Source organism: Thalassolituus sp. UBA6592, from assembly GCF_002433655.1.
GTDB lineage: Bacteria > Pseudomonadota > Gammaproteobacteria > Pseudomonadales > Oceanobacteraceae > Venatoribacter.
The window spans coordinates 1-22,876 of the sequence record NZ_DJIO01000095.1 but is presented as its reverse complement, the minus strand read 5'-3'; the positions used below and the strand labels follow the sequence as shown (position 1 = coordinate 22,876).

The 22,876-nt window shown below is 52.1% G+C and carries 22 protein-coding genes and 1 pseudogene; 11 read left to right on the top strand and 12 right to left on the bottom strand.

The genetic code is table 11. The annotated features are described in order from the left end of the window. Positions 1–523 precede the first annotated feature (523 nt). The gene (gene tyrS, locus B2Z72_RS09145; RefSeq protein WP_296984041.1) at positions 524–1,819 is read right to left on the bottom strand and encodes a tyrosine--tRNA ligase; all 1,296 of its coding nucleotides are present in this window, start codon (positions 1,817–1,819) and stop codon (positions 524–526) included. A gap of 139 nt (positions 1,820–1,958) precedes the next feature. On the opposite strand from tyrS, the gene B2Z72_RS09140 reads away from it, so the two are divergent. Together B2Z72_RS09140 and B2Z72_RS09135 are read left to right on the top strand one after the other, a co-directional pair. Beyond that, the gene (locus B2Z72_RS09140; protein WP_296984042.1) at positions 1,959–3,248 is read left to right on the top strand and encodes an OapA family protein; all 1,290 of its coding nucleotides are present in this window, start codon (positions 1,959–1,961) and stop codon (positions 3,246–3,248) included. Beyond that, positions 3,245–4,327: an anhydro-N-acetylmuramic acid kinase gene (locus B2Z72_RS09135; RefSeq protein ID WP_296984043.1), complete on the top strand. Its 1,083-nt coding sequence runs from the start codon at positions 3,245–3,247 to the stop codon at positions 4,325–4,327. Before B2Z72_RS09140 ends, B2Z72_RS09135 begins: the two co-directional genes overlap by 4 nt. 10 nt (positions 4,328–4,337) lie before the next feature. On the opposite strand, the gene B2Z72_RS09130 is transcribed toward B2Z72_RS09135, so the two are convergent. Genes B2Z72_RS09130 through argC form a run of 6 tightly spaced genes read right to left on the bottom strand, consistent with a single transcriptional unit; the run spans position 4,338 to position 8,203 of the window. Next, the gene (locus B2Z72_RS09130) at positions 4,338–4,964 is read right to left on the bottom strand and encodes a FecR family protein (RefSeq protein WP_296984044.1); all 627 of its coding nucleotides are present in this window, start codon (positions 4,962–4,964) and stop codon (positions 4,338–4,340) included. 48 nt (positions 4,965–5,012) lie between these two features. After that, positions 5,013–5,486 (bottom strand): DsrE family protein, encoded by a 474-nt coding sequence (locus B2Z72_RS09125; RefSeq protein WP_296984045.1) that lies wholly within the window; start codon positions 5,484–5,486, stop codon positions 5,013–5,015. 19 nt (positions 5,487–5,505) lie between these two features. Beyond that, positions 5,506–5,853, bottom strand: coding sequence for an iron-sulfur cluster insertion protein ErpA (gene erpA, locus B2Z72_RS09120; protein WP_296984046.1), 348 nt, complete (start codon positions 5,851–5,853; stop codon positions 5,506–5,508). 51 nt (positions 5,854–5,904) lie between these two features. Next, complete coding sequence (locus B2Z72_RS09115; protein ID WP_296984047.1) at positions 5,905–6,351, bottom strand: bactofilin family protein; 447 nt, start codon at positions 6,349–6,351, stop codon at positions 5,905–5,907. A 45-nt stretch (positions 6,352–6,396) separates the two neighbouring features. Further along, on the bottom strand, positions 6,397–7,128 hold the full coding sequence (locus tag B2Z72_RS09110; protein WP_296984048.1) for a DUF6776 family protein: 732 nt from the start codon (positions 7,126–7,128) through the stop codon (positions 6,397–6,399). Positions 7,129–7,171: 43 nt separating this feature from the next. Then, positions 7,172–8,203 carry an N-acetyl-gamma-glutamyl-phosphate reductase gene (gene argC, locus B2Z72_RS09105; RefSeq protein WP_296984049.1) on the bottom strand — a complete coding sequence of 344 codons (1,032 nt, stop codon included), beginning with the start codon at positions 8,201–8,203 and terminating at the stop codon, positions 7,172–7,174. Between the two features lie 139 nt (positions 8,204–8,342). On the opposite strand from argC, the gene B2Z72_RS09100 reads away from it, so the two are divergent. Genes B2Z72_RS09100 through B2Z72_RS09080 form a run of 5 tightly spaced genes read left to right on the top strand, consistent with a single transcriptional unit; the run spans position 8,343 to position 13,970 of the window. Then, positions 8,343–10,094, top strand: coding sequence for a chloride channel protein (locus B2Z72_RS09100; protein ID WP_296984050.1), 1,752 nt, complete (start codon positions 8,343–8,345; stop codon positions 10,092–10,094). Between the two features lie 3 nt (positions 10,095–10,097). After that, positions 10,098–10,523 (top strand): protoporphyrinogen oxidase HemJ, encoded by a 426-nt coding sequence (gene hemJ / locus B2Z72_RS09095; RefSeq protein WP_296984052.1) that lies wholly within the window; start codon positions 10,098–10,100, stop codon positions 10,521–10,523. 32 nt (positions 10,524–10,555) lie between these two features. Next, the gene (hemL, locus tag B2Z72_RS09090; protein ID WP_296984054.1) at positions 10,556–11,857 is read left to right on the top strand and encodes a glutamate-1-semialdehyde 2,1-aminomutase; all 1,302 of its coding nucleotides are present in this window, start codon (positions 10,556–10,558) and stop codon (positions 11,855–11,857) included. Further along, positions 11,857–12,417, top strand: coding sequence for a hypothetical protein (locus B2Z72_RS09085; protein WP_296984055.1), 561 nt, complete (start codon positions 11,857–11,859; stop codon positions 12,415–12,417). The genes hemL and B2Z72_RS09085 overlap by 1 nt, the downstream gene beginning before the upstream one ends. A gap of 56 nt (positions 12,418–12,473) precedes the next feature. Then, on the top strand, positions 12,474–13,970 hold the full coding sequence (locus B2Z72_RS09080; RefSeq protein WP_296984056.1) for a methyl-accepting chemotaxis protein: 1,497 nt from the start codon (positions 12,474–12,476) through the stop codon (positions 13,968–13,970). 11 nt (positions 13,971–13,981) lie between these two features. Here the strand turns inward: B2Z72_RS09080 and B2Z72_RS09075 are convergent, their stop codons facing one another. Then, complete coding sequence (locus B2Z72_RS09075) at positions 13,982–14,449, bottom strand: tetratricopeptide repeat protein (RefSeq protein WP_296984057.1); 468 nt, start codon at positions 14,447–14,449, stop codon at positions 13,982–13,984. Continuing rightward, positions 14,428–16,674 (bottom strand): penicillin-binding protein 1B, encoded by a 2,247-nt coding sequence (mrcB, locus tag B2Z72_RS09070; protein WP_297004629.1) that lies wholly within the window; start codon positions 16,672–16,674, stop codon positions 14,428–14,430. The genes B2Z72_RS09075 and mrcB overlap by 22 nt, the downstream gene beginning before the upstream one ends. 563 nt (positions 16,675–17,237) lie before the next feature. On the opposite strand from mrcB, the pseudogene B2Z72_RS09065 reads away from it, so the two are divergent. Beyond that, positions 17,238–18,422: pseudogene (locus B2Z72_RS09065) on the top strand (alpha-hydroxy acid oxidase). Positions 18,423–18,595: 173 nt separating this feature from the next. Here the strand turns inward: B2Z72_RS09065 and B2Z72_RS09060 are convergent. Then, entirely contained in the window at positions 18,596–18,835 is a 240-nt protein-coding gene (locus tag B2Z72_RS09060) for a hypothetical protein (protein ID WP_296984059.1), read from the bottom strand. Positions 18,836–19,153: 318 nt separating this feature from the next. Here B2Z72_RS09060 and B2Z72_RS09055 point away from each other — a divergent pair, with 318 nt between their 5' ends. After that, entirely contained in the window at positions 19,154–20,164 is a 1,011-nt protein-coding gene (locus B2Z72_RS09055; RefSeq protein ID WP_296984061.1) for a hypothetical protein, read from the top strand. 294 nt (positions 20,165–20,458) lie between these two features. On the opposite strand, the gene B2Z72_RS09050 is transcribed toward B2Z72_RS09055, so the two are convergent. Beyond that, positions 20,459–20,851, bottom strand: a complete 393-nt coding sequence (locus tag B2Z72_RS09050) for a hypothetical protein (protein ID WP_296984063.1) — start codon at positions 20,849–20,851, stop codon at positions 20,459–20,461. Positions 20,852–21,152: 301 nt separating this feature from the next. Here B2Z72_RS09050 and B2Z72_RS09045 point away from each other — a divergent pair, with 301 nt between their 5' ends. Both B2Z72_RS09045 and B2Z72_RS09040 read left to right on the top strand, forming a co-directional pair. Beyond that, positions 21,153–21,437, top strand: a complete 285-nt coding sequence (locus B2Z72_RS09045) for a transposase (protein WP_296984065.1) — start codon at positions 21,153–21,155, stop codon at positions 21,435–21,437. Then, positions 21,394–22,134 (top strand): transposase, encoded by a 741-nt coding sequence (locus tag B2Z72_RS09040; protein ID WP_296984066.1) that lies wholly within the window; start codon positions 21,394–21,396, stop codon positions 22,132–22,134. Before B2Z72_RS09045 ends, B2Z72_RS09040 begins: the two co-directional genes overlap by 44 nt. Before the next feature lie 321 nt (positions 22,135–22,455). On the opposite strand, the gene B2Z72_RS09035 is transcribed toward B2Z72_RS09040, so the two are convergent. Then, a partial coding sequence (locus tag B2Z72_RS09035) for a hypothetical protein (protein ID WP_296984068.1) occupies positions 22,456–22,876 on the bottom strand: 421 nt, incomplete at its 5' end.

Sequence of the window (22,876 nt, the reverse complement as noted above, 5' to 3'; positions counted from 1 at the left end):
GCTGATCTAAATCTTGCTCAAGAAAAACTGACAATAAATGAATTATTACGAGTTCTTACTTGAAATATTGCTGTCTCCAGAACATCTCAGTAAGCACCCACACGTAATTGTCTAAATACTTTGTTAAAGAACAACTCTGATTTCGGTCAGAGCGGGCTGCGCATTTTAAGGATTTAATCCTGCGTGTCAACCACTTTTTTCTTCATCTGATCGTCTGGCTTAGCCATCCGGTTCAGAGCGGGGCGCATTATAAAGTCATTTAACTTCATGTCAACCCATTGTTTTCCTTTGATTTTTTCAGACTCTCCGAAGAGCGATCCGCTTAATCAAGGAGGGCGAATTATAGAGTTTCTTAACTCGCCGTCAACTCCTTTTTTTGTTTATTTTTCAGTGCTTATCCAGCGCTGAAAAAGAATGTAAGTCATTGATATGCAAGGACTTTCAGGAGCTTCCAGAGCACCTCAGTGCTTAGGAGGTGCGCATTATAGAGATCCTGACCGGACCGTCAATAACTTTTTTCAAACTATTTTACGAGTTCAAACAGGTGGTACTTTTTCTTGCCGAGCTTGACCAGGAAGAAGCGACCATAGAGTGCTTTATCTGCAGCAAACAGCTCTTCACCTTTCATCAGGTCATCCATGCTGCAGGCGGTGCTGTTAATGATCACCGCGTTACGTCCCAGCGCGTCTTTAACCTGTTTGCCCTGCCCCATACCGGCTTCCGACAGAATGGACGTCAGCGGCTTATCAGACAGACCTGTATTGTCGAGATCACTGGCTGGCAGACCATCAAGTTTGATCTGCTCGAGTTCTGCTTCACTCAATTGCGCTACATCACCGGAAAACAGAGCTTCGGTAATACGCTTGGCCGATGCCAGGGCTTCATCACCATGCACCAGACGGGTGACTTCATCTGCGAGAACTGGCTGGGCAGTTTTACGCCCCTGAATTTCAGCGTCAGTCGCTTCAATTTCTTCGATTTTCTCAATCGGCAGGAAGGTGAAGTAACGCAGGAATTTGTATACATCAGCGTCAGCAGTGTTCATCCAGAACTGATAGAAAGCGTACGGTGACGTTTTCTTAGGATCCAGCCAGATGGTGCCGGATTCGGTTTTACCGAATTTAGTACCATCGGCTTTGGTCACCAGTGGCAGTGTCAGGCCAAACACCTGTTTGCTGTACATGCGACGCGCCAGCTCTACACCACCAACAATGTTGCCCCACTGATCTGAGCCACCAATCTGCAGTGTGCAGCTTTCACGCTGCGCCAGTTCGGCGAAGTCGTAAGACTGCAGCAGCATATAGGTGAACTCAGTAAAGGAGATGCCTGAGCCTTCGCGCTCAATACGCTGCTTAACAGATTCTTTCTGAATCATGCTGTTAACAGAGAAGTGCTTACCGACATCACGCAGGAAGTCGAGCACGTTCATCTGCCCTACCCAATCCAGGTTATTAACCACTTCTGCGGCGTTATCACCGTCGAAGTCGATAAAACGACTGACCTGGGCTTTCAGTTTTTCTACCCAACCGGCAACCACTTCAGGCCCATTCAGCTTACGCTCAGCGGCTTTAAAGGAAGGGTCACCGATCAGACCGGTAGCACCACCCACCAGCGCAATTGGCTTATGACCAGCCAACTGAAAACGTTTCAGTGCCAGCAGGGGAACTAATGAGCCGATATGGAGACTGTCTGCAGTTGGATCAAATCCGCAATAGAGTGAACGGAATCCGGATTCCAGATGTTCGTTCAGTTCTTCGTCAGCGGTTGCCTGGTTCAGCAGACCACGGGCTTTCAGGTCAGCTATTAATGCAGCAGTCATGGGAGCTCTCGTTGGATTTGATTGTCAGAAGGGTGCTGAACATTACCTGATCAAGGTGCAAAATCAAGCTCGCTGGATAAAATGCCGGTTAATTGTTTACACTTGTTATCACTACTCATATAAGGAATCGTCAGACGCCATGGCTTTGTCCGGACGCCTGCAGTACTTCCCCCTTACTCATGCACTGGGGATCGGCGCTGCGCTTATCGTTTTATTTACCCTTCTTCTTTGGCCTTCAGAGCAGAACAAACCATCACACCAGACCAGCTACCGTATCGAAGTACCGGCCGTCGAAGAGTCGCTTCAGCCTCCGGTGCCTGAGCCTGAATGGGAATCAACCGAAGTAAAATCCGGTGACAGCCTGTCGACCATCTTCGACCGTGAAAACCTCAGCGCCGTGGATGTCATTGAACTGGCAGCAGCAGCACCGAAAAGCGTTCTGCAGCTGAAACCCGGGCAGACCATGAAGTGGACCCGCTCGGAAGACAACCACATCCAGCAGTTTCAGATCGTATTATCACCACTGGCCAGCCATACGTTTACCCGTAATGACGAAGGCGCACTGCAGTATCAGCTGGAAGAACGTCATGCCGATTACCGCCCGCGCTATGTCACCGCCACCATCAATAACTCGCTGTTTTACGATGGCTCGGCCGCCGGTATTCCCGATCAGGTGCTGTATCAGTTGTCCGCGATTTTTGGCTGGGATATCGACTTCGCGCTGGATATCCGCACTGGCGATACCTTCAGCCTGATTTACGATGAAATCTTTCTCGACGGCGAGAAGATTGGCGACGGCAACATCCTGATTGCCCGCTTTAATAACAATGGCCGCGAACTGACAGCCGTACGCTATGAAGACTCCGATGGTAACGCCAATTACTACGCACCGGACGGCCGCAGCATGCGTAAAGAGTTTCTGCGCAACCCGATGGATGTGTTCCGCATCAGTTCACGCTTTAATCCTGGCCGTAAGCACCCGGTTCTTAACACGATCCGCGCCCATAAGGGTACTGACTACGCAGCACCGACCGGCACCCCAATTAAAGCAGCCGGTGATGGCAAAATCATTTTTGCCGGACGTAAAGGCGGCTACGGCAACTGCGTGATCATTCAGCATGGCTCGCGTTACCAGACGCTGTATGCCCACATGAGTCGCTTTAACAGCAGCGCACGCACCGGGCGTAGCGTGAAACAGGGGCAGGTGATTGGCTATGTCGGCATGACCGGTCTGGCGACTGGCCCGCATCTGCATTATGAGTTCCGCGTCGATGGCGTGCACCGCGATTCTCTGCGTGTTGAGCTGCCAAAAGCCAAATCCATTTCCAGCAGCGAAAAGGACAGCTTTATGCGCAAATCAAAAGCCATGGTGAACTGGCTGTCGAGCTACAGCGAAAACACCAACGCTGCCGTGGATTCCACTCTGTGAGTCTGTATATCGGCCTGATGTCCGGCACCAGCGCCGATGGCATGGATGTCGCTCTGGTCGATTTTTCTTCTTCTGTGCATCTGGTGGATGCACTTTGCCTTGATTACCCCGCTGACCTGCGCACTCAGCTGCGCAGCACCGCTCTTGCCCCAGAGCTGCCGGTCAAAACCATTATGCAACTCGACCGCACGATAGCTGCCCGTTCGGCGGAAGCAGTAGCGGTATTGTTGCAGCGCAATGGGCTGAGCAAAGCGGATATCCACGCCATTGGTTCTCACGGCCATACTCTGCGCCATAAGAGCCAGCCGGATGGCTTCAGCTGGCAGATCGGTGATCCGTCCTGGATTGCCGAACACACAGGCATAACCTGCATTGCCGATTTCCGTCGCCGTGATATTGCCGCCGGAGGTCAGGGTGCACCTCTGGTGCCGGCCTTCCACCAGCATTGTCTGAGCCAGGGCGGTAAGCGCATGGTGCTCAACATTGGCGGTATCGCCAACCTGACCGTATTACCCACGCCTGGCACAGAACTGCTGGGGTTTGATACTGGTCCGGGCAATGCGTTAATGGATGAATGGTGTCAGCGTGAACTGAACTGCGCCCGCGATGAATACGGTCAGATGGCGGCTCAGGGGAATATTCTGCATGAGCGTCTGCACGACTGGCTGACGCTGCCTTATTTCAGCAAACAGCCGCCGAAGAGTACCGGCCGGGAACTGTTCAATCTGAATATTCTTGGTGATCTGTCACGGGAACACAGCGAAGACGTACTGGCCACCCTGACTGAACTCAGCGCCTGCTCCATCAGTAATGCAGTGAAGTCTCATGGCTATCGCGATGGTGAATTACTGATCTGTGGCGGTGGACTGCATAACCACTTTCTGCTGAAGCGCATTCAGCATCATCTGCCGCAGGCGGATATCAAAAGCACAGAAAAGGCAGGAATTCATCCGGACTGGCTGGAAGCCATGGCTTTTGCCTGGCTGGCATGGCGCACAGATCAGCACCTGAGCGGTAACGCACCGGCAGTAACCGGTGCATCAGGAGAACGCATTCTTGGTGGTATCTATCCGGCCTGAGCAGGCTGGATTATTCCAGCAGTGAAATGGTCTTCACTGCACGATCAAGTTTTTCTTTACTCCAGCGCACCGGTGCTGCCGGTCCACTGCCTGGGGTCACCGTCACGCCATAACCCGGCTCGGTGATATACACCACACCCAGGTCGTTGCGGATTTCGAGCTTATGCTCGCCATCCAGCAGAATCACATCCAGTACGTTGTCATCCAGATAACCGCCCCAGAAATCCGTACCCCGCACGCCAATACTGCCTGACGGCGTATTCACGGTCAGATCCGGTTCACCCTGTTTGGTAATCAACCCGGTAACAAAACGGAAAGCGCCTTCCACCAGCTCAAGATTCGCTGAGTTATCGTCTTTTCCTTCAGTGAATGCCCAGGAGGTAAAAGCCAGCGTGCTGCTGCCACCAACGGTAATGACGCTGCCATCGTTCATCCGCAGAATGACCCGGGCGTCTTTGCCGGTAGATACCTGATCCAGCTCCGAAACCGGATCGCCGCGCTGCAGCTGTACCGGCATATCCTGACGTTGCCAGCTGACCTGGCCAATGCTGTTGGTAACGATACCAATGGAATAGCTGTCGGCAGCCTGAACACCCATGCTGATGAACAGAGCGAAGATAACGGATAAAACGCGCATCGGACCTCCTGTCTTACAGTTTTGCCAGCGGTGCTGTGCGCGTACGGATCAGAAAGTAACGTAACCTTCCGTCTGCAGACGCAATACTTCCGCCGGGCCGTCTTCTACCAGCTCAACGAATGGCGGCAGATCGTCCTGGGTGACTTCATGACTCGACATCCAGCGGCGGCAGACTTTGATGTCCACAACGTTAAAGGCGTCCAGACGAGCAGCCATATCAACCAGTTCTTTATTATCACGATAGTGTCTGCGTTCGAATAATGCTATTTCATCACCGTGTAAAACCAGAGCAACCGGGCTGTCGGCCTGATAATTCACTTCTCTGGCAGCCTGATCGGCGCGCGCCAGCAGAATTTTCAGTTCATCTTCGGTGTGAAAATCGAGCAGCCCCTGATAGCGCTGCATTTTGAGAGGTACAGGCTCAAGCGCCACCGGTTCGGCGACGTCCTGATCTGCAGTCTGAGGTTCTGCATAAGCACACAGGGATACGAGCAGTGGCAACACACAAGCTAACAGACGCATCCTGGTACTCCTGCAGGATTCAGATTGAGAAGGAAGAGCCACATCCACAAGTGGATGATGCTCCCGGATTATTCACTACAAATCGTGAGCCTTCCAGTCCTTCCTGATAATCCAGTACGGAACCTGTGAGATAAGAATAGCTGAGCGCATCAACCAGAACGCGGACGCCATCGTGTTCAAGCACGGTATCGTCTTCGGCGCGTTCGTCATCAAAGGTGAAGCCGTACTGGAAGCCGGAGCAACCGCCGCCGGTCACAAACACACGCAGACACAGCTCGTCGTCTGCTTCTTCCTGTAATAACTCACGCACCTTAGCCTCAGCGGCCTGGGTGAGTTCAATGGGGCTTGCCTGTTGTACAGCGTTCATACGCGTTCCGGTTGTTGGGGTGTCGGAAAATTATCCTATTAACCCAGTATTTCAGTCAACTTTAGTCTGAGCAGCAGCTTCAGCCGCGGATTCTGTGGGCTGCGGCCCGGTTTTGCCTGGTTTTTTACGGCCTTCGTTTTTGGGCTCGTGGTGCAACTTACCGTTCACCTGAGCACCCATAACCATTTCCATCGCCTGATAGTAAACATCGCCGGTTACCTGAGCTTTCTTGGCCAGCTCAATGTATTCACCCGCATGTACATCACCGATGACGATGCCGTTGATAATAATATTGGGGGCAATGATCTGACCTTCAACCCTGCCCTTGTCGCTGACACGGATCACCGCGCCGGAATTTTCTTCGGCCAGCAGATTACCTTTAATCACACCATCAATATGCAGGCCACCGGTGAACTTCACATCGCCGGTGATTTCAGTCTTGGAAGAGATCAGGGTGTCATAGTGGGTGTTGGCACCCTTGTCTTTACTGCTAAACATTAAGCCTCTCCTGTCCGGGCCTGTTCTTACTGATCGCGGCCGCTTTTACGGCCACTCGATTGTTTCTTCTACACGCTGTGCTTTATTGCCGGTGGACTGCAGCACAACCTGAACCTGCTCCGGAACAAAGCCCGCGGGCAGAACGATATCCCCGGCCACTTCCTGGAAGTAACGGAAGCGGAATTTCACACCGAGATCGGTGATATTAGAGTCCAGATCGCGCAACGGCAGAATCACTTTCTCGCTGTTGCGAACACCGATAAAGTTCACCGCTGCCAGACCGGAAATATACGAACTGTTGTCCGCCACCTGAGTCATCATGATGGAATAACGGAAGCGACCTTCCACATCCTGCACCGGCAGAATATCCACTTTACTGATTCTCAGACCTTTGTCGTTGGAGCTGGGGGCCATGATACCTTTATAAAAGGCAACTTCTTCCTCCAGTGTCGCAATCTGAGCTTTTAATTCCTTGACGGTCTGACGAATACCTTCTGTTGCCTTACGGTCAACCTCGCCGCCTTTCTCCAGCACGTTCACGCGCTGGGTCAGAGTGTTAATGGTCTGATTGGCTTCCACCAGCGCATCATTGAGCTTATCGCGTTCACCAGACAGCTGTTTGATCTGGTTGGTGCTGCCATAAATACCGCCGAAGTAGCCGCCCACGCCGACGATAACAATGAAAATAAGCAGGTACATGGTCCGCCGGAAACGTTCCCACGGACGGTATTGCCGAATAATCAGATTTTCCTGGTGGCTACCTTTTACAACCGCCATAACTGCAAATCCTTATCCCTGTCGCTGTGTTTAATGCACAGACTTAAGGTAACAGGGCGACCTGTTTCAGCCCCATGTCTTCCTCAAGACCGAACATAATGTTCATATTCTGCACCGCCTGACCGGAGGCACCTTTCACCAGGTTATCGATCACAGACAGAATAATGATCTGTCCGGTGTCTTTGTGATGATGCACTGCGATACGGCACATATTGCTGCCTTTCACGCTGCGCGTGGCCGGATGGCTGCCCGCCGGCATCACATCCACAAACGGCTCATTGGCATAACGCGCTTCGTACAGCGCCTGCAGATCCACATCCAGACCCGGTGCCTGAGCATAAAGTGTAGAGTGAATTCCGCGGATCATCGGCGTCAGATGCGGAACAAAGGTCAGATTGACCGCTTTATTAGCAGCGCGTTCCAGCTCCTGCACAATTTCTGGCAGATGACGGTGACCTGCCACGCCATAAGCACTGAAAGACTCGCTGGTTTCACACAGCAGAGAGCTGACTTTGGCACCACGGCCGGCACCACTGACGCCGGACTTACAGTCGGCGATCAGCATCTGATCCGGCAGCAGGTTATTTTCCAGCAACGGCAGATAGCCCAGCTGCACGGATGTCGGGTAACAGCCCGGCGCTGCAATCAGCTTCGCACTTTTAATGGCTTCACGACTGGTTTCCGGCAGACCATAAACCGCCTGTTTGAGAACTTCCGGCGCGCCGTGCGGCTGGCCGTACCATTTTTCCCAGGTCGGTACATCTTTAATACGGAAGTCGGCAGACAGGTCGATCACCCGTGCGCCGGTAGACAGAATTTCTTCCGCCATGGAATGGGCAACACCGTGTGGCGTGGCAAAGAACACCACATCACACTCACCCAGAGTCGCAGTATCCGGCACAGTGAAGCGCAGATCGGTATGGCCACGCAGGTTCGGATACATGTCGGCAACCGGCATGCCTTCTTCACTGCGTGAAGTGATGACTTTTAATTCAACTTCCGGGTGATTGACCAGAATTCTGAGCAATTCCACCCCTGTGTAACCAGTGCCACCAACGATACCTACTTTAATCACTGCGAACCTCTTGCTGTTTTTTTGCACCCAAACCAGCCAGTTACTGATTCCGGTCGCGGTCATCTTGAATAAACCCCGGTATAATACTCACTCTTACTGACCAAACACCACACCGGCCAGACAAGGATACCTGTACACAGTGCGTTTTTTCCGTAAGCAATGGTCAAATCTGATTTCCTTATCGGACAACCAGATCGGCCTCGCCCTGCTGGCATTACTGGCCGGGATTGCCAGCGCGCTGGTGATCACCCTGTTCCGTCTGGCCATCGAGCTGCCTCTGGTGGCGTTTCTTCCGATCGATTCGCCGGAAAGCTATGAAGAACTGGGTCAGTGGGCGCGTATTGCCCTGCTTGGCGGCGGCAGTCTGATACTGATTCTGTTGTTTCATTCTCTGCCGCGGGAACGCCGTGGTGTTGGCGTCAGCCATGTGCTGCAGCGCATGGAAATGCACCAGGGTTATCTGCCACTGCCCAATATTGTAGTGCAGTGGTTTGCCGCTGCCGTGGCCATCGTCAGTGGTCACAGTGTTGGCCGTGAAGGTCCTGCGATTCATCTGGGTGCCGGTACCGCCAGCCAGATCGGTCAGAGCGTTGGTCTGGCCCATCACCGTCTGCGTATTCTTGCCGGAGCCGGGGTCGCCAGCGCCATTTCCGCTTCTTTTAATACCCCGATGGCGGGGGTGATTTTCGCCATGGAAGTGGTGCTGCTGGAATACAACATTCGCGGCTTTGTACCCATTATTCTGGCCTCAGTGGCCGGTGCCATTGTCAGTGAAGCCGTATTTGGCAGTCATACCGCCTTTGCCGTACCCGGTGTGGATATGCAGTCACTGGCGGAAATTCCCTACATTCTGCTGCTCGGTATTATTGCCGGGCTGATGGCAGCTGCTTTTATTTACCTGGTGCGTTTTTTCCAGCGCATTAACCACTGGCCGATCTGGCTGAAGTGGGGTTCCCTGACCTGTGCCACCATGGTGATCAGTTGGTGGCTTCCGCAGGTGATGGGTATTGGCTACGACACGGTAAACCAGACCCTGGCGGGCCAGGTGGTGATGGGCAGTCTGCTGCTGTTACTGGCAGCCAAGCTACTGCTGGCCTCCTGGGCGGCCGGCATTGGTTTTCCGGCCGGTCTGATCGGTCCGACGCTGTTTATTGGCGCCGCTTTGGGTGGCCTGCTCGGGCAGCTGTCTGACTGGTGGCTGCCCGACTATCCGGTATCGGTCGGCTTTTATGCGGTGCTGGGTATGGGCGCAATGATGGGTGCAGTGCTGCGCGCGCCACTGGCAGCACTGGTGGCTCTGCTGGAGTTAACCGCCAACCCCAACATTATTATGCCGGGCATGCTCGCCATCGTAATCGCCAGTCTGGTGGTCAGTGAGTTCTTTAAACTGCCGTCGGTATTTAATGTACAGCTTGGTGGCGGCCACAATTATCAGGCCCCGGACCCGGTACAGCAGATGCTGCGCAATACCTGGGTGGCACAGGCGATGTCGCAGTCCTTTGTTATTGCACCACGCCATATCACCCCGGAAACCGCCGGCTTTATGCTGCAACGTGATCCGGAATGGCTGCTGCTGGAAAAAGAAAAGGTGATTCTGCCCCCCGCAGCGGTGGCAGAAGCGCTGGCGGACATGAAAGAAAAAGAAGAGCAGAAAGAAAAGCACGCGGAAGATGAACATCCCGATGTCGATCTGATCTCGATACCGGCAGACCGTAAGCAGGTGGAATTCATTTCTCTGAAAGCCAATCTGCAGGATGCCTTAGACCTGATGCAGGAGCATCACATACAATGGCTGGCCGTTTACCGCGACAACGACTTCAGCCGTTGCGTCGGACTGGTGTCCCAGACCCAGATTGAACACTTCTATCACTACATGCCGAGGAATCAGTAACCAATGATTTGGGTTAAAGCTTTCCACATCATCGCCGTTGTCACCTGGTTCGCCGCCATCTTTTATCTTCCGCGCCTGTTTGTGTACCATGCCAGCGCAGAAGACGAGGTGTCCCGCGAGCGGTTCAAAATCATGGAACGCAAACTCTACCGCGGCATTATGACGCCATCCATGGTGGTGGTGGTGGCATTGGGGTTATGGCTGATCAGCTTTAATCCGCACTACTATTTTATCGATACTCAGTGGATGCACGCCAAGCTGACCCTGGTCGCCGTGCTGATTGGTTACCACTTTTATTGCGGACATCTGCTGAAAGTTTTCCGCGACGACAAAAACCAGCGCAGTCATGTGTTTTATCGCTGGTTTAACGAAATTCCCGTATTCCTGCTGATCGCCATTGTGATTCTGGTGGTCGTGCGTCCTTTTTAAGCCGAAAAAAGATTCAAGCCGAGAGAAGACTTATGAGCTATTCCATTTCCAAATCCGAAGCCCTGTTTGAAGCCGCACAGAAACATATTCCCGGTGGCGTAAACTCGCCGGTACGTGCCTTCAAAGGGGTTGGCGGTACGCCCATCTTCTTCGATCACGCCAAAGGCGCGTACGTCTTTGACGTTGATGGCAACCGCTACATTGATTACGTCGGCAGCTGGGGCCCGATGATTCTCGGCCACAGTGCTGATGAAATTCTCGACGCGGTAAAATCCCGTATCGATATGGGCCTGAGCTTTGGTGCGCCAACCGGTATCGAAACCGAAATGGCCAACGAAGTGTGTAAGCTGGTGCCATCCATGGACATGGTGCGCATGGTGAACTCAGGTACAGAAGCGACCATGAGTGCGATCCGCCTGGCCCGTGGTTATACCGGCCGAGATAAAATGGTTAAGTTCGAAGGCTGCTACCACGGTCACTCCGACTCACTGCTGGTAAAAGCCGGTTCCGGCATGCTGACTTTAGGTGTGCCGACCTCTCCGGGTGTTCCGGCTGCGGTTGCAGAAAACACCATCACTCTGGATTACAACAACCTCGACAGCGTCAAAGAATGCTTCGCAAAAATGGGCGACGAAATTGCCTGTGTAATCATTGAGCCTGTGGCCGGTAACATGAACTGCATTCCGCCGGAAAAATCCTTCCTGCTGGGTCTGCGTGAACTGTGTGATGTGCACGGCATTGTGCTGATTTTCGATGAAGTAATGAGCGGCTTCCGCGCAGCTTTAGGTGGTGCCCAGGAGTACTACGGTATCACGCCGGATATGACCACGCTGGGTAAGGTAATCGGCGGCGGTCTGCCGGTCGGTGCCTTCGGTGGTAAACGCGAAATCATGGAATATCTGGCACCACTGGGCCCTGTTTATCAGGCCGGTACTCTGTCCGGTAACCCGCTGGCGATGTCCGCCGGTCTGGCCATGCTGAAAGCCATTCAGAAACCTGGTTTCTACGATCAGCTGACTGCCCGTGTACAGCTGCTGCTGAACGGTATTAAAGCCTCTGCCGATGCGCACGGTATTCCGTTTACTTACAACAGCGCCGGTTCCATGTTCGGTATGTTCTTCAGTGAACTGGAAAAAGTAACCTGCTACCGCGAAGTGGCCGATCACTGCGACGCACAGCGTTTTAATGCCTTCTTCCACGGCATGCTGAAAGAAGGTGTGTACTTAGCGCCGTCTTCTTTTGAAGCTGGCTTTATGTCCATCGCGCACACTGAGCAGGATATTCTGGAAACCATCGCGGCGGCTGACCGTGTGATGGAAGACCTGAAAGCCTGATGCTGAATCTGGCCGGAAATATCGCCCTGCTGATCATGAGTGGCCTGCTGCTGTGGAGCAGCAGGCCAGGTAATTCATGGTCCGGGGCTGGCTCCGCGCGGTTTGCGGTAGCCATTATTTTTCTGCTGCAAGCAGTGCTCAGTCTGCTGCTGGTGAATATGCCTTACAGTCTCAGACTGCTGCCACAGCAACTGAGTCTGTACGCCGCCCTGCCATTATTAATCTGTACTCTGCTCACTGCTTCACTTGGCCTTAACTGGTCGCGCATGATCTGGGGACGGTTACTACTGGCACTGTGTGTGGTGTTTGAAATCACACGCCGTATCAATGAACTGCACAGCTGGTTATTGATCGCTTTAATTGCCGGATTAATTGCTGCGGTATTGCCATTAATTACCAGCAAAGGCGCCGATAAACGACTCGTTCCTGCGGCGATTATCAGCTGGGTTGGTATTATTTTCTGGTACGATCAAACCAGTCTTGCGCAGCATGATCTTAACCTGTGGCTGGCTGCTACAATTGTTCCCTCTCTTTACTTTCATCGCACTGGCAGCCGTTAACGCCTTAACTACACTTAGTAATCATAAGGTTATTGATTACTAGGGGTGTCAGTCTGATGACTTCAGTCCAGCGGGAGTTTTACTCCCAGGCAAATCGCTTTTTCTCGTTTATTTTAATCGGCCTTTTTGGTGTATCACTGCTGTTAGCCAGCTGGTACGGTACCTGGGCGGAAGCTCTGCTGATCGGTATTCCGGCCACCGCTTTCCCGATTGCCTTTGGCCACATGACGGACAACAGCCGTTTATCGCGCATTACCTATGGCATCGCGCTGATGATTTTTGCCGCGCTGCATATTCATCAGGCCCACGGTCTGATCGAAATGCACTTCGGTATTTTCGTCAGTCTTGCTTTCCTGCTTTATTATCGTGATCCGCTGCCGATTCTGGCCGCTGCTGCAACGATCGCGGTTCATCACCTGTTATTTAATTATTTACAGGAACAGGGAAGCCCGGTGTGGGTATTTGAATCCCATACTGGTATCAGCATCGTGCTGCTGCACGCTGTTTTCGTCGTGGTAGAAGCTGTAGCACTGGTGTATCTGGCCAATAAAAGCTGGCAGGAATTTGTACAGAACGCCGAGCTGATGGAGATCGGTGCGCATATTTCCAAACCCGGTGCGCTCGATCTGACCTTCAGTATCGGTAATCCACAGGGTCGTTTTACTCCGGCATTCAATGAATTTTTTGTACTGGTAAACGGCATCGTTTCTCAGGTTGATCAGTTATCAAAACGCATTGATGAAGTGGGCCATTCATTTTCTGACACCACACAGAAAATGAGTCAGGGTGCCAGACGCCAGCACGACGAAACCGATCAGATTGCCACCGCCACCAATCAGATGACGGCCTCCATGGAAGACGTGCGCAATAATTCGCAGGAAGCGGCCAACGCCGCCGCCGAAGCCGACCGGGTTGGTCAGCAAAGCGAGCAGAGCATTACCCGCGCGCGTGAAACCATTGGCAATCTGGCGCAAAGCATTGAGAAAGCCAACACGGTTATTCAGCACCTGGATGCCGAGAGCAACAACATCGGCTCGGTACTGCAGGTCATTCAGGGTATCGCCGAACAGACCAACCTGCTGGCACTGAACGCCGCTATTGAAGCAGCCCGGGCGGGTGAACAGGGACGTGGCTTCGCCGTCGTTGCTGATGAAGTCCGCACATTGGCCTCCCGTACCCACGAAAGCACCGAAGAAATTCAGCGCATGATTGAGCGCCTGCAGAAAGGCTCAGCCGAAGCGGTGCATTCAATGGAAACCAGTAAGAGTGGCGTTGACAGCAGCGTGTCGGAAATCGGCCAGACCGTTGACAGTCTGATGCTGGTAAAACAGGCCGTCAGTGATATCCACGGCATGAACCAGCAGATTGCCCACGCCATTGAAGAGCAGAATATCGCCATCAATGAAGTGAACAGCAACCTGACGGTGATTCGTGATATCAGTGAAGAGACGTCCGAACAGGCTGCCACTTCGGCCACCAACTCGGAACATCTGGTGGCCATGGCCAGTGATCTGCGCGGCCTTCTGGCACAGCTGAAAGTCTCCGGCCGCTAACCGTTAAAACCTCAGCCGGCAACCTGTGAACGCAGGCTGTCGGCTTCCATGACCCGCCCCTGAGCATCCAGACATTCCGCCAGCAGCAGTTTCAGCCGACGACTGAGTTCGCTGTCCTGTGGTGCGAATACGAGTCCCCGCTGTAAAAGCTGCTCCGCCTGTTTGGCATTGCCCATCTGCAGACTGACCCAGGCTGCGCGATAAAAAATCGCCGGATTACGTGGCTGAATCTGCCGCGCCTGATCCAGATACGTCATGGCGGAACGCCATTGATATGAACGTCGGGCTGATTCTGCTTTGGCGAACAGACTGGCCACCGCCGGATGGTGCTCACCTTCAGTAAATGGCCCCATCATGCCGTCCTGCCATTGCGGCAGTTCAGCCGGACTCACCTGAGCCTCTTCTGGTTTGGGTGGCGCATAGGAACAACCGGCCAGCACAGCAAATACCAGTAAACTCAGAACAACCAGTCTAGCCACGACTTCTTCTCCTTCTCTGGGGCTTTTTGTTTGCACTCCGTCAGATCCTGCGGCAGACGGCTGCTGATGAAAGGATACAGAGTACCACGACAGCCGCTGCCAACCAGTTGCCCCTGCTCATTCACTGCAGCCATTTTCAGTGCGGTCGCCGGCGGTAAAGGTTCGCTGCCCGCCTCACGGAAGGTATCCAGCCAGATCGGCAAAGCAGCACTGCTGCCGGTAAACGGCATTGGCTGGTTATCATCCCGGCCAACCCAGATTACCCCCAGATGGCGGTTATCAAAACCCGCCAGCCAGGCATCACGCTGATCGTCGGTGGTACCGGTTTTTGCCGCCAGAGGCCCCGGCAGATTCTGTGTTAAACGCCGCGCTGTACCGCGCTCTGCCACCTGCTCAAGACCATATCGCAGCCACTGCATCATGGCCGGATCAAAGCGCTGCTCACCGGTTAATGAATAGGACGACAGCGTATCACCCTTCGCTGTGGTCACGGCCTCAATGGTACGCAGCGTCATAACAAACCCCTGCGAGGCGATGGTCTGATACATACCTGCGACTTCAAACGGCGACAGCGAAATCGCGCCCAGCAGAATGGACGGATACGGCGGTACCTCCGCGCTCAGGCCGAGGCGTTTAAAGGTATCCGCCACCTGCCCGAGGCCCACGGTCATCCCCAGTCGGGCGGTTGCCTGGTTCAGTGAACGGGCAAGACCGTCCACCATGGGGATTTTACCGTAGGACTTATGATCGTAATTCTGCGGCTGCCACAACTGGCCACCCGGGCCGGCAACGCTGACCTGCTTATCTTCAATGATACTGCCCCAGTTATAGCGTCCGCTTTCCAGCGCAGTTAAATACACCACAGGTTTAGCCAGCGAGCCGATCGCCCGTTTTGCCGCCAGCGCGCGGTTGAATCCAAAAAATTCCGGCTTGCGCGAACCCAGCAGTGCGCGCACTTCACCGCCATCCACACTGGTAATCACAGCTGCGGTTTCCAGCTGATCTTTCAGGCTGGCGTCGCGTTTTTCCAGTGCACTGAGCTGACGCTGAGCGGCCTCTTCCACGGCATGCTGCATCCATGGATCAAGGGTGGTGAAAATATGCAGGCCTTCGGTCTGTAAATCTTCCAGACGGTAATCACGCTGCAGCTGCGCCCGGGCCAGTTCAAGGAAGGCCGGATATTCACGTTGCCCGGCACGGTTGGAGTCTGCGGTAAGTAAAGGCTTACCCTGCGCCTGAATGCGCTGGGCATCTGAGATCACATTATTGTCAGCCATTAAGCCCAGAATCAGATCGCGGCGCTCTTTGGCGCGTTCCGGATTACGGCGCGGGTTGTAATAAGACGCACCTTTCACCAGTCCGACCAGGGTTGCGACTTCACCAAGATCCAGCTCTTTTACCGACTTACCAAAATAGAAACGCGCCGCCAGGCCAAAGCCATTAATGGAACGGCGCCCGGCCTGCCCCAGGTACACCTCATTCAGATACGCCTGCAGAATTTCCTCTTTGCTGTAATGCAGCTCCAGCAGCAGCGCCATAAAGGCTTCCTGAATTTTACGCGGCAGCGTGCGCTCATTGGTTAAGAAGAAATTCTTCACCAGCTGTTGGGTTAACGTCGAACCACCCTGCACAAACCGCCCGGCTTTAACGTTCGCCAGCATCGCCCGGGCAATGCCACGGAAGGAAATACCCCAGTGTTCGAAGAAGGCTTTATCTTCGGTAATCACCAGCGCGGCAACCAGCGCCGGCGGCACATCTTCCAGCCGCACCAGTTCGCGGTCTTCATTATGGGCCGGGAAGATACCGCCAATGTATTGCGGCTCCATGCGGATCAGCGGCGCATCGGCATTGTTTTCACGCAGGCGATACACGCGGCCATCGCGCAGCTCAACTTCAATTCTGCGTGCCGGCTCGCGCCCGTCCCAGAACGGAAAGGCACGACGATAAATAACCCAGCTATTGCCATCGCGGTAATAACGCCCCGGACGATCCGCACCGCGCGCTTCACGGTAATCCGCCCATTTAAGCTCTGCCTGTAGTTGCTCCGCCGACAATAACTGCCCCGGATACAACGACAGCGGGCGCGCATACACCTTGGCCGGCAGCGTCCATTTTTTACCATCAAACTGCTGGCGCACCTGCGCATCCAGATACACAAGCCACACAGCCAGCACCGCCACACCGACCACCGCCAGGCGCAGCAACCAACTGAACGCCGTGCGCAACCGGGACTTCACAGCTCTGGACTTTGCAGGTTGGGAATTATTTGCCTTTTTCTTCGGCGTGCGGGGAGTCTCTTTCTTTCGGGCAGCCATAGCCTGGATCGGTTATTAAATGAAAGGAGATGATACCAGCCGTCTCAGGTGCAAACTAATGCAGGAATGTGAATACGGTGTGGTGGCGTCACATTCTGATAAAAAAGTGCAGTGATAGTTCGTTGCGGGCCACAAAGGATGCAATCACGCATGGCGCTATCTGCCGATTCCCGTTTTCCTCAGGAAATCTGTTTCCGTCTCCACTAGTTCACTGCGCCAGGGGCTATTCCACTGAAATCATGGTGTTAGCGTGAATTTCAGATCCTTTGATAAAGCAACGCTCAGGCTAAAACGGCGGTGCCATATCAGAACGGAAAACCGCAGCAGAACGGGCTTTAACGGCTCACTCATGCGCCTGCGTTCAGGGATCAACATATTCAACATTTCACCGTGACAGACAGACCCGGTGCATCCGCTGACGGCAAAACGACAGCAACACCCGTTTGAAACGGTATTTAATCTGGAGAACAACAATGGATCGTCGTGATTTTCTCACCAACAGTTCACTCGCCCTGGGTGCCTTAGTGTCCGGCTCTGCCGTTGCCCACGCCGGTGGTATTATGTCAGCCAGCCCGGTTGCTGCAGCAGCATCTGCCGCCGCGGGCGAATCTGCCCCTGGTTCCGCGGTACAGCCAATCGAACGTCTTGCCAGTCTTAATGATCTTGAACCGATGGCGAAAGAAGCCATGAGTGCCAGCGTATTAGCCCACGTTGCGTATGGCGCAGGCAACCAGTGGACGCACCACCAGAATTTCCGTTCGATCGAAAACTTCCAGATCCGTCCGGCTTACCTGTCCGGTAACAGCAAACCCGATCTGCGCACCAAACTGCTGGGCAGCGATCTCAAACTGCCACTGTATTCCTGCCCAATGGGTTCCCACGGCATCGTACACACTACCGCTGAAGAAGGTACCTCCAAAGGTACGGGTGCAGCCGGTGCACTGATGATGCTGAGTACCGCTGCCAACCGTACCGTTGAACAGGTTGCCGCGGTAAACCCGGGACCAAAATAGTTGCAGCTGTACATCACACCAGACGACGCCGTTAACAAAAAAGTGATCGCTGACGCCAAAGCCGCAGGCTACACCGCCGTGGTGATCAGCATTGATGCGCCAGCTGCCGGTAAATCTGACGAAGTTATCCGTCAGGGCTATAAATTCCCGAAACTGCCTAAGCCTTATCTGCAGCACGGCATTAAATCCGGTCTGGATTGGGATGACGTAAAAATGGTGATGCGCGAATCCGGCCTGCCAGTACTGATTAAAGGGGTAACCACTCCGGAACTGGCTGATGAAGCCATGCGTCGTGGTCTGGCCGGTGTAATCGTTTCCAATCACGGTGGCCGCCAGATCGATGGCCTGCCAGGTTCTTTCGACGTACTGCCATCTGTCGTCAAAGCCGTTAAAGGTCGTGGTGTAGTATTGGTTGATAGCGGATTCCGCCGCGGTGCTGATGTGTTCAAAGCACTGGCCTGTGGTGCCGACGCCGTCGGTATTGGCCGCCCAGTACTGTTTGGCCTGGCTGTTGGTGGCTGGGAAGGCGTGCAGAGCACGTATGCCCGTCTGGCCGAAGAACTGGCGTTTACCATGAACGTTGCCGGTGTATCGACCATTGCCGAAATCACTGACAAGTTTTTGATTGAGCCGAAGAACGTTTAAGTTCGCCGGTTAATGCATGGCTACCGGATCCATTGTGATTTGGTAGCCATGGATTGAGTGCATTCCTGTTCTCGCAACGGTTGCAGGATTTGCAGGGGCGACTTCAGTCACGATTGCCGGAGTGACTTCATCAACAAAGGGGCGCTTGCATCACTTAATAAACCCGCGAACATTTAACCCGCCAACGTCTCCACCACAAGCTGCTCAACTTTCTCCGGATTATTAATCTTCCCCGCAAAATGCGGATCCTGCTGCATACGCTGCATGCCGGTTAACAGTGACTGCAGCGTTGCAGATTCTTTCGCCGTCAGGTCTGCAAGATCAGCGACATCGAGAGAGTCGATGACAGTATTAATATCCACTGACTTAACTTCGCCAGTGGCGAGTATTGCTTTAACTTCTGTTAATTTCATAGTGACTCTTTTACTTTTATTCAGTCGGACTGAATTGGTCTGACCTTAATAGTCTGCATAACTCTGATATTTAATCTGTGCACATATTACACAACGGCCACGTTTCTTTTGTGCATTTTCCGATTCTGATGACTTTCAGAAATCCTGCTGCAGCTATATATCCACAGGGAAATATAAACATCAAATACTGGTAATAACGTGCCGTTTACCCTACCTGTGCGGCATAGAGTTAAGTGTAGCCTGATGTTATATTCCGCCCCGATTTAAAAATATAAATAACTGATTTGACTCATATTCTGGGATGGAGATGTAAAGCGAATGCGCGGTTTTTTAGGGGATACAGTAGCAGGCATGCTGGGCAGCCGGCTTGGCGCAGGTGGCGCGAGCGCTATTGCCATTCTGTTCGTTATTTTTGCGTTTGTTGGTGCCTATGAATATGCCACCCAGCTCATATTCGATGAACCGATTTTTGCACTGACCAACCCCTGCATGATGTTGATTTACTACCAGATCGCCTGGTTTATCTCACGCTCAGAAAATTCAAACTATTTTATGCATGCTACCGGAGTTCTGCTTGTTCCCGTACAGGCAGCGCTGACGATGTGGTTAGTGCTGGCGATGATCCCTGACAGCATTCTTGAATACCGGCATGTCTCAAGTTTCATGAAGATTTACCACAAGCTGCACGAACTTGCCTTTGGTGATCTGTATAAACAGTTTGAATACTTTCCGCGCATGCGCTGGCTGGCTCTTCACAGCAACAGCTACTGGGCAATCATGTGGATCATAGGCTTCGCCAGTGCCATCTGGGTTGTGTTTAACCTCTTTATGCACAAAGAATCCATGATTAACCTGGTGTCCATGCACACTAAAAAACCGAAATATGAAACATTGGACGTCTACCTAGCGTTACCCATCATGTGGCTGATAACCGGTTTTATCATGGTCCTGTTCTACCCGGCGATGTACACAATGGCAGACTCTTCACTGCCCGACTACGTTACCATTCCGCTGATGTGGCTGATCTTATTATCTCCGATGTACGGCGTACTGTTACCTTCCGTTAACTGGAACCGGCCAAAAGATCAGCGTCTGGCTACCTTTATCCCCAAATTCTATTTCGCCGCTCTCACCCTGTATCTGGCATTCTGCGCCTGGGAGACTATTCCCTATTTCCAGGACCCTTACAACGTCAAAACAATATTCGCTGACTTCTATCTGCTGTATTCCACCGTAGCCTTGATACCCTTCTGGCTGTTCCTGCTGGCCTACCTGATCAGGAATCCAAAACCCAAAGCAGAAGAAATGGGAAAACCACGTATGGCCTGATAGTGAGAACAATCAGTAAAAGCGCATAGTACGAACCAGTAATAAAACTTATCTGTGTAAAAGAACTGGTTGTATAAAAGAGAAAGGGGCTGAACAGCCCCTTTTTTGTACCCAAATATCGTCTAACCTGCGATCTGCATATTTGATATTCACAGCCTGACGTACAGAGCAAACGATATAAAAAGAGATATTAAGAAGGTTAAAGCTTACGACCTTCCATGATCACCTCTTTGCGCACAACAATGCAATTATTACCCGATGGGATCAGGTAAACGCTCACCGCATCATGATCCATTACAGCAACTTCCTTTTTAGCTCGCCTTTATAATTCGCACCTTTAAAATCCCGGGAAGCAGCCAGACACGATTTATTAAATTGAATTATTTTCTCATACTCAACATAACATTCACCGGATTTAACCGGCGCAACTACAAGGTTAGCAACAATAGATCCATCACTGTAATTACGCTCAATCATAGCTGTGAATGCCTGATTATCCGGATTATCTGAACTCCATACACTATGAATACCAGCATCCCCATCACCCACTAAATAATCAGCGATTTTCTCAACCGCAGACATACACTGCTTAACACCAGCCTGTCGCGCCTGCTTAACAATGACATTTTCAGCGCTGGCAGCGACTGAGATAAGACATAAAGTTGCTGCAAATACTGCTTTTTTCACCTTCCTCTCCTTTTTATTTCAAAGCTGGAACGGTGGCAGTAAAACCGCCGTTTTTTGTAAATAATTAAATTGAAAATACGAAAATTTTAACACTTTATTCTGAAGCAACCCATATTCGGAGTTAGGTTGTAGGGTTGCTATTGATCAGGATCAAAACCAAAGATCTCAGGTTTTCTGCAAAAGTAAGGGTGGGAATTCGGTGCAGCATCTCTCTATTGAGACATCCACCTTAGTTCCATCTTCTGATTGCACTACATCTCAAATGCTCTAAGCTAAAAAACAGTTCCATGGAGGGAAAATAATGACAAAGCCACGAGCTCAGCAAGTATCGCTGGATGCGACACCTTACTACCACTGCGTTTCACGCTGTGTTCGCCGGGCGTTTCTGTGCGGAGTGGATCATTCAACCGGCGATTCTTATGAACATCGTCGCGGCTGGCTGGAAGCCAAACTACTGGAACTGCCCGGAATCTTTGCCATTGATATCGCCGCCTACGCGATTATGAGCAACCACTATCACGTACTTCTCCATGTTGACAAGGATGCAGCAGTGTCCTGTCATCAGCCGCTGGCACCTGCTGTTTAAGGGCAATCTGCTCTCTCAACGTTACGAGAAAGATGATGCTTTATCTGAGCCTGAGTTAGCTCGGCTGGCTATCTACATTTCTGAATGGCGATCCCGTCTGTCTGATATCAGCTGGTTTATGCGGGTTTTGAATGAGGCCATTGCCCGTGAGGCAAACGCAGAAGATGGCTGTAGCGGACGTTTCTGGGAGGGGCGGTTTAAGTCGCAGGCACTTCTGGATGACGCTGCATTGGCTGCCTGTATGGCCTATGTCGATCTCAACCCTGTTCGCGCCGGTATGAGCAAAACCCCGGAAAGATCGGATCACACCTCAGTTAAGCAACGGGCAGAGAAAGCCAAAACGGTCACTCAACCAAATCATAAAAACCAACAACCTGGCTTCCTGCTTCCCTTCGCAGGCAATCCCCGTCAGGACATGCCGAAAGGTATTCCTATGCGGCTGACTGATTATCTGGAACTGGTCGATTGGACTGGCCGTATGATCAGAGAAGATAAGCGCGGAGCTATTCCGGCATCTGCCGATGGCATCCTTAACCGACTTGGTATTGATGAAAGCCAGTGGTTAACTATGACGCAGGGGTTTGAAGAATGCTTTGCGACCTTTGCCGGCAGTGAGCAGCATTTGCGCTCGGCCTGTGAAAAGCTTCCTTACCAACGAGTGCCTGGATTAAGTCGCTGCAGAGCAGCAATCGGCTAGATCTCCCACCCTTAGCAATATATCTAAGACTCCAGCTACCCTGGTGGCTATGACTCGCCTCAAATCTGATCGATCAAAGCTAAATTCATAATAATCACTGACAGCCTGAGAAATTCTTCAGGAAAAACTCCATAACCACCCGATAAAGAGCCAGGAATTATCTGAGCTTTAGATTTACTATGATGGGTGTCCGGTTAGTACTCGGTTAGTACTCGAGAACCAGTAGTGGGTGTCCCGCTAGTTCGCTTTAAATTTACTATGGAGGGTGCCCAATCAGTACTCGTCCAATCAGTACTACAGGTGTCCGGTTAGTACAGCAGATCACTCATGGAGCCATTCCCAGAAGTGGCTACCAGTTGAAACTCCAACAACTTGATCGTCTTTGTGCTCAATCGAGCAGGAAATTTTACGACCAGATAATAGGCTCTCTACATGCGTAAGACCACCTTCAATGTCCAGTCTTTTCAATATATCACCAGTCCATTCAACCTTATCAATAAACCAATGATCTGATATTTTATCCATCGATTCAGAGTACGAATCTCCAATTTCAATGGAAAAGCACATCCTATTGATTCTGTCATTTTCGAAAGAATCAAGGCTTACTAATGACACAAGCACCAATACCGGAGTTAGAACTAGTAACGCTATAATTTTCAGAACAATTTTTCGATTCATAATGACTGCTAATGCTTTGCTAACCGGCCAAGTTGAGCAACTTGTATGGTTCAATTCCCTTATT

Excerpts from the sequence above, each read along its gene's own strand:
- B2Z72_RS09110 (WP_296984048.1), bottom strand. The coding sequence starts at position 7,128 with ATGGCGGTTGTAAAAGGTAGCCACCAGGAAAATCTGATTATTCGGCAA.
- erpA (WP_296984046.1), bottom strand. The coding sequence starts at position 5,853 with ATGAACGCTGTACAACAGGCAAGCCCCATTGAACTCACCCAGGCCGCT.
- hemL (WP_296984054.1), top strand. The coding sequence starts at position 10,556 with ATGAGCTATTCCATTTCCAAATCCGAAGCCCTGTTTGAAGCCGCACAG.
- B2Z72_RS09085 (WP_296984055.1), top strand. The coding sequence starts at position 11,857 with ATGCTGAATCTGGCCGGAAATATCGCCCTGCTGATCATGAGTGGCCTG.
- B2Z72_RS09045 (WP_296984065.1), top strand. The coding sequence starts at position 21,153 with ATGACAAAGCCACGAGCTCAGCAAGTATCGCTGGATGCGACACCTTAC.
- B2Z72_RS09055 (WP_296984061.1), top strand. The coding sequence starts at position 19,154 with ATGCGCGGTTTTTTAGGGGATACAGTAGCAGGCATGCTGGGCAGCCGG.
- B2Z72_RS09040 (WP_296984066.1), top strand. The coding sequence starts at position 21,394 with ATGCAGCAGTGTCCTGTCATCAGCCGCTGGCACCTGCTGTTTAAGGGC.
- B2Z72_RS09080 (WP_296984056.1), top strand. The coding sequence starts at position 12,474 with ATGACTTCAGTCCAGCGGGAGTTTTACTCCCAGGCAAATCGCTTTTTC.
- B2Z72_RS09140 (WP_296984042.1), top strand. The coding sequence starts at position 1,959 with ATGGCTTTGTCCGGACGCCTGCAGTACTTCCCCCTTACTCATGCACTG.
- tyrS (WP_296984041.1), bottom strand. The coding sequence starts at position 1,819 with ATGACTGCTGCATTAATAGCTGACCTGAAAGCCCGTGGTCTGCTGAAC.
- B2Z72_RS09115 (WP_296984047.1), bottom strand. The coding sequence starts at position 6,351 with ATGTTTAGCAGTAAAGACAAGGGTGCCAACACCCACTATGACACCCTG.
- B2Z72_RS09060 (WP_296984059.1), bottom strand. The coding sequence starts at position 18,835 with ATGAAATTAACAGAAGTTAAAGCAATACTCGCCACTGGCGAAGTTAAG.
- hemJ (WP_296984052.1), top strand. The coding sequence starts at position 10,098 with ATGATTTGGGTTAAAGCTTTCCACATCATCGCCGTTGTCACCTGGTTC.
- B2Z72_RS09125 (WP_296984045.1), bottom strand. The coding sequence starts at position 5,486 with ATGCGTCTGTTAGCTTGTGTGTTGCCACTGCTCGTATCCCTGTGTGCT.
- B2Z72_RS09130 (WP_296984044.1), bottom strand. The coding sequence starts at position 4,964 with ATGCGCGTTTTATCCGTTATCTTCGCTCTGTTCATCAGCATGGGTGTT.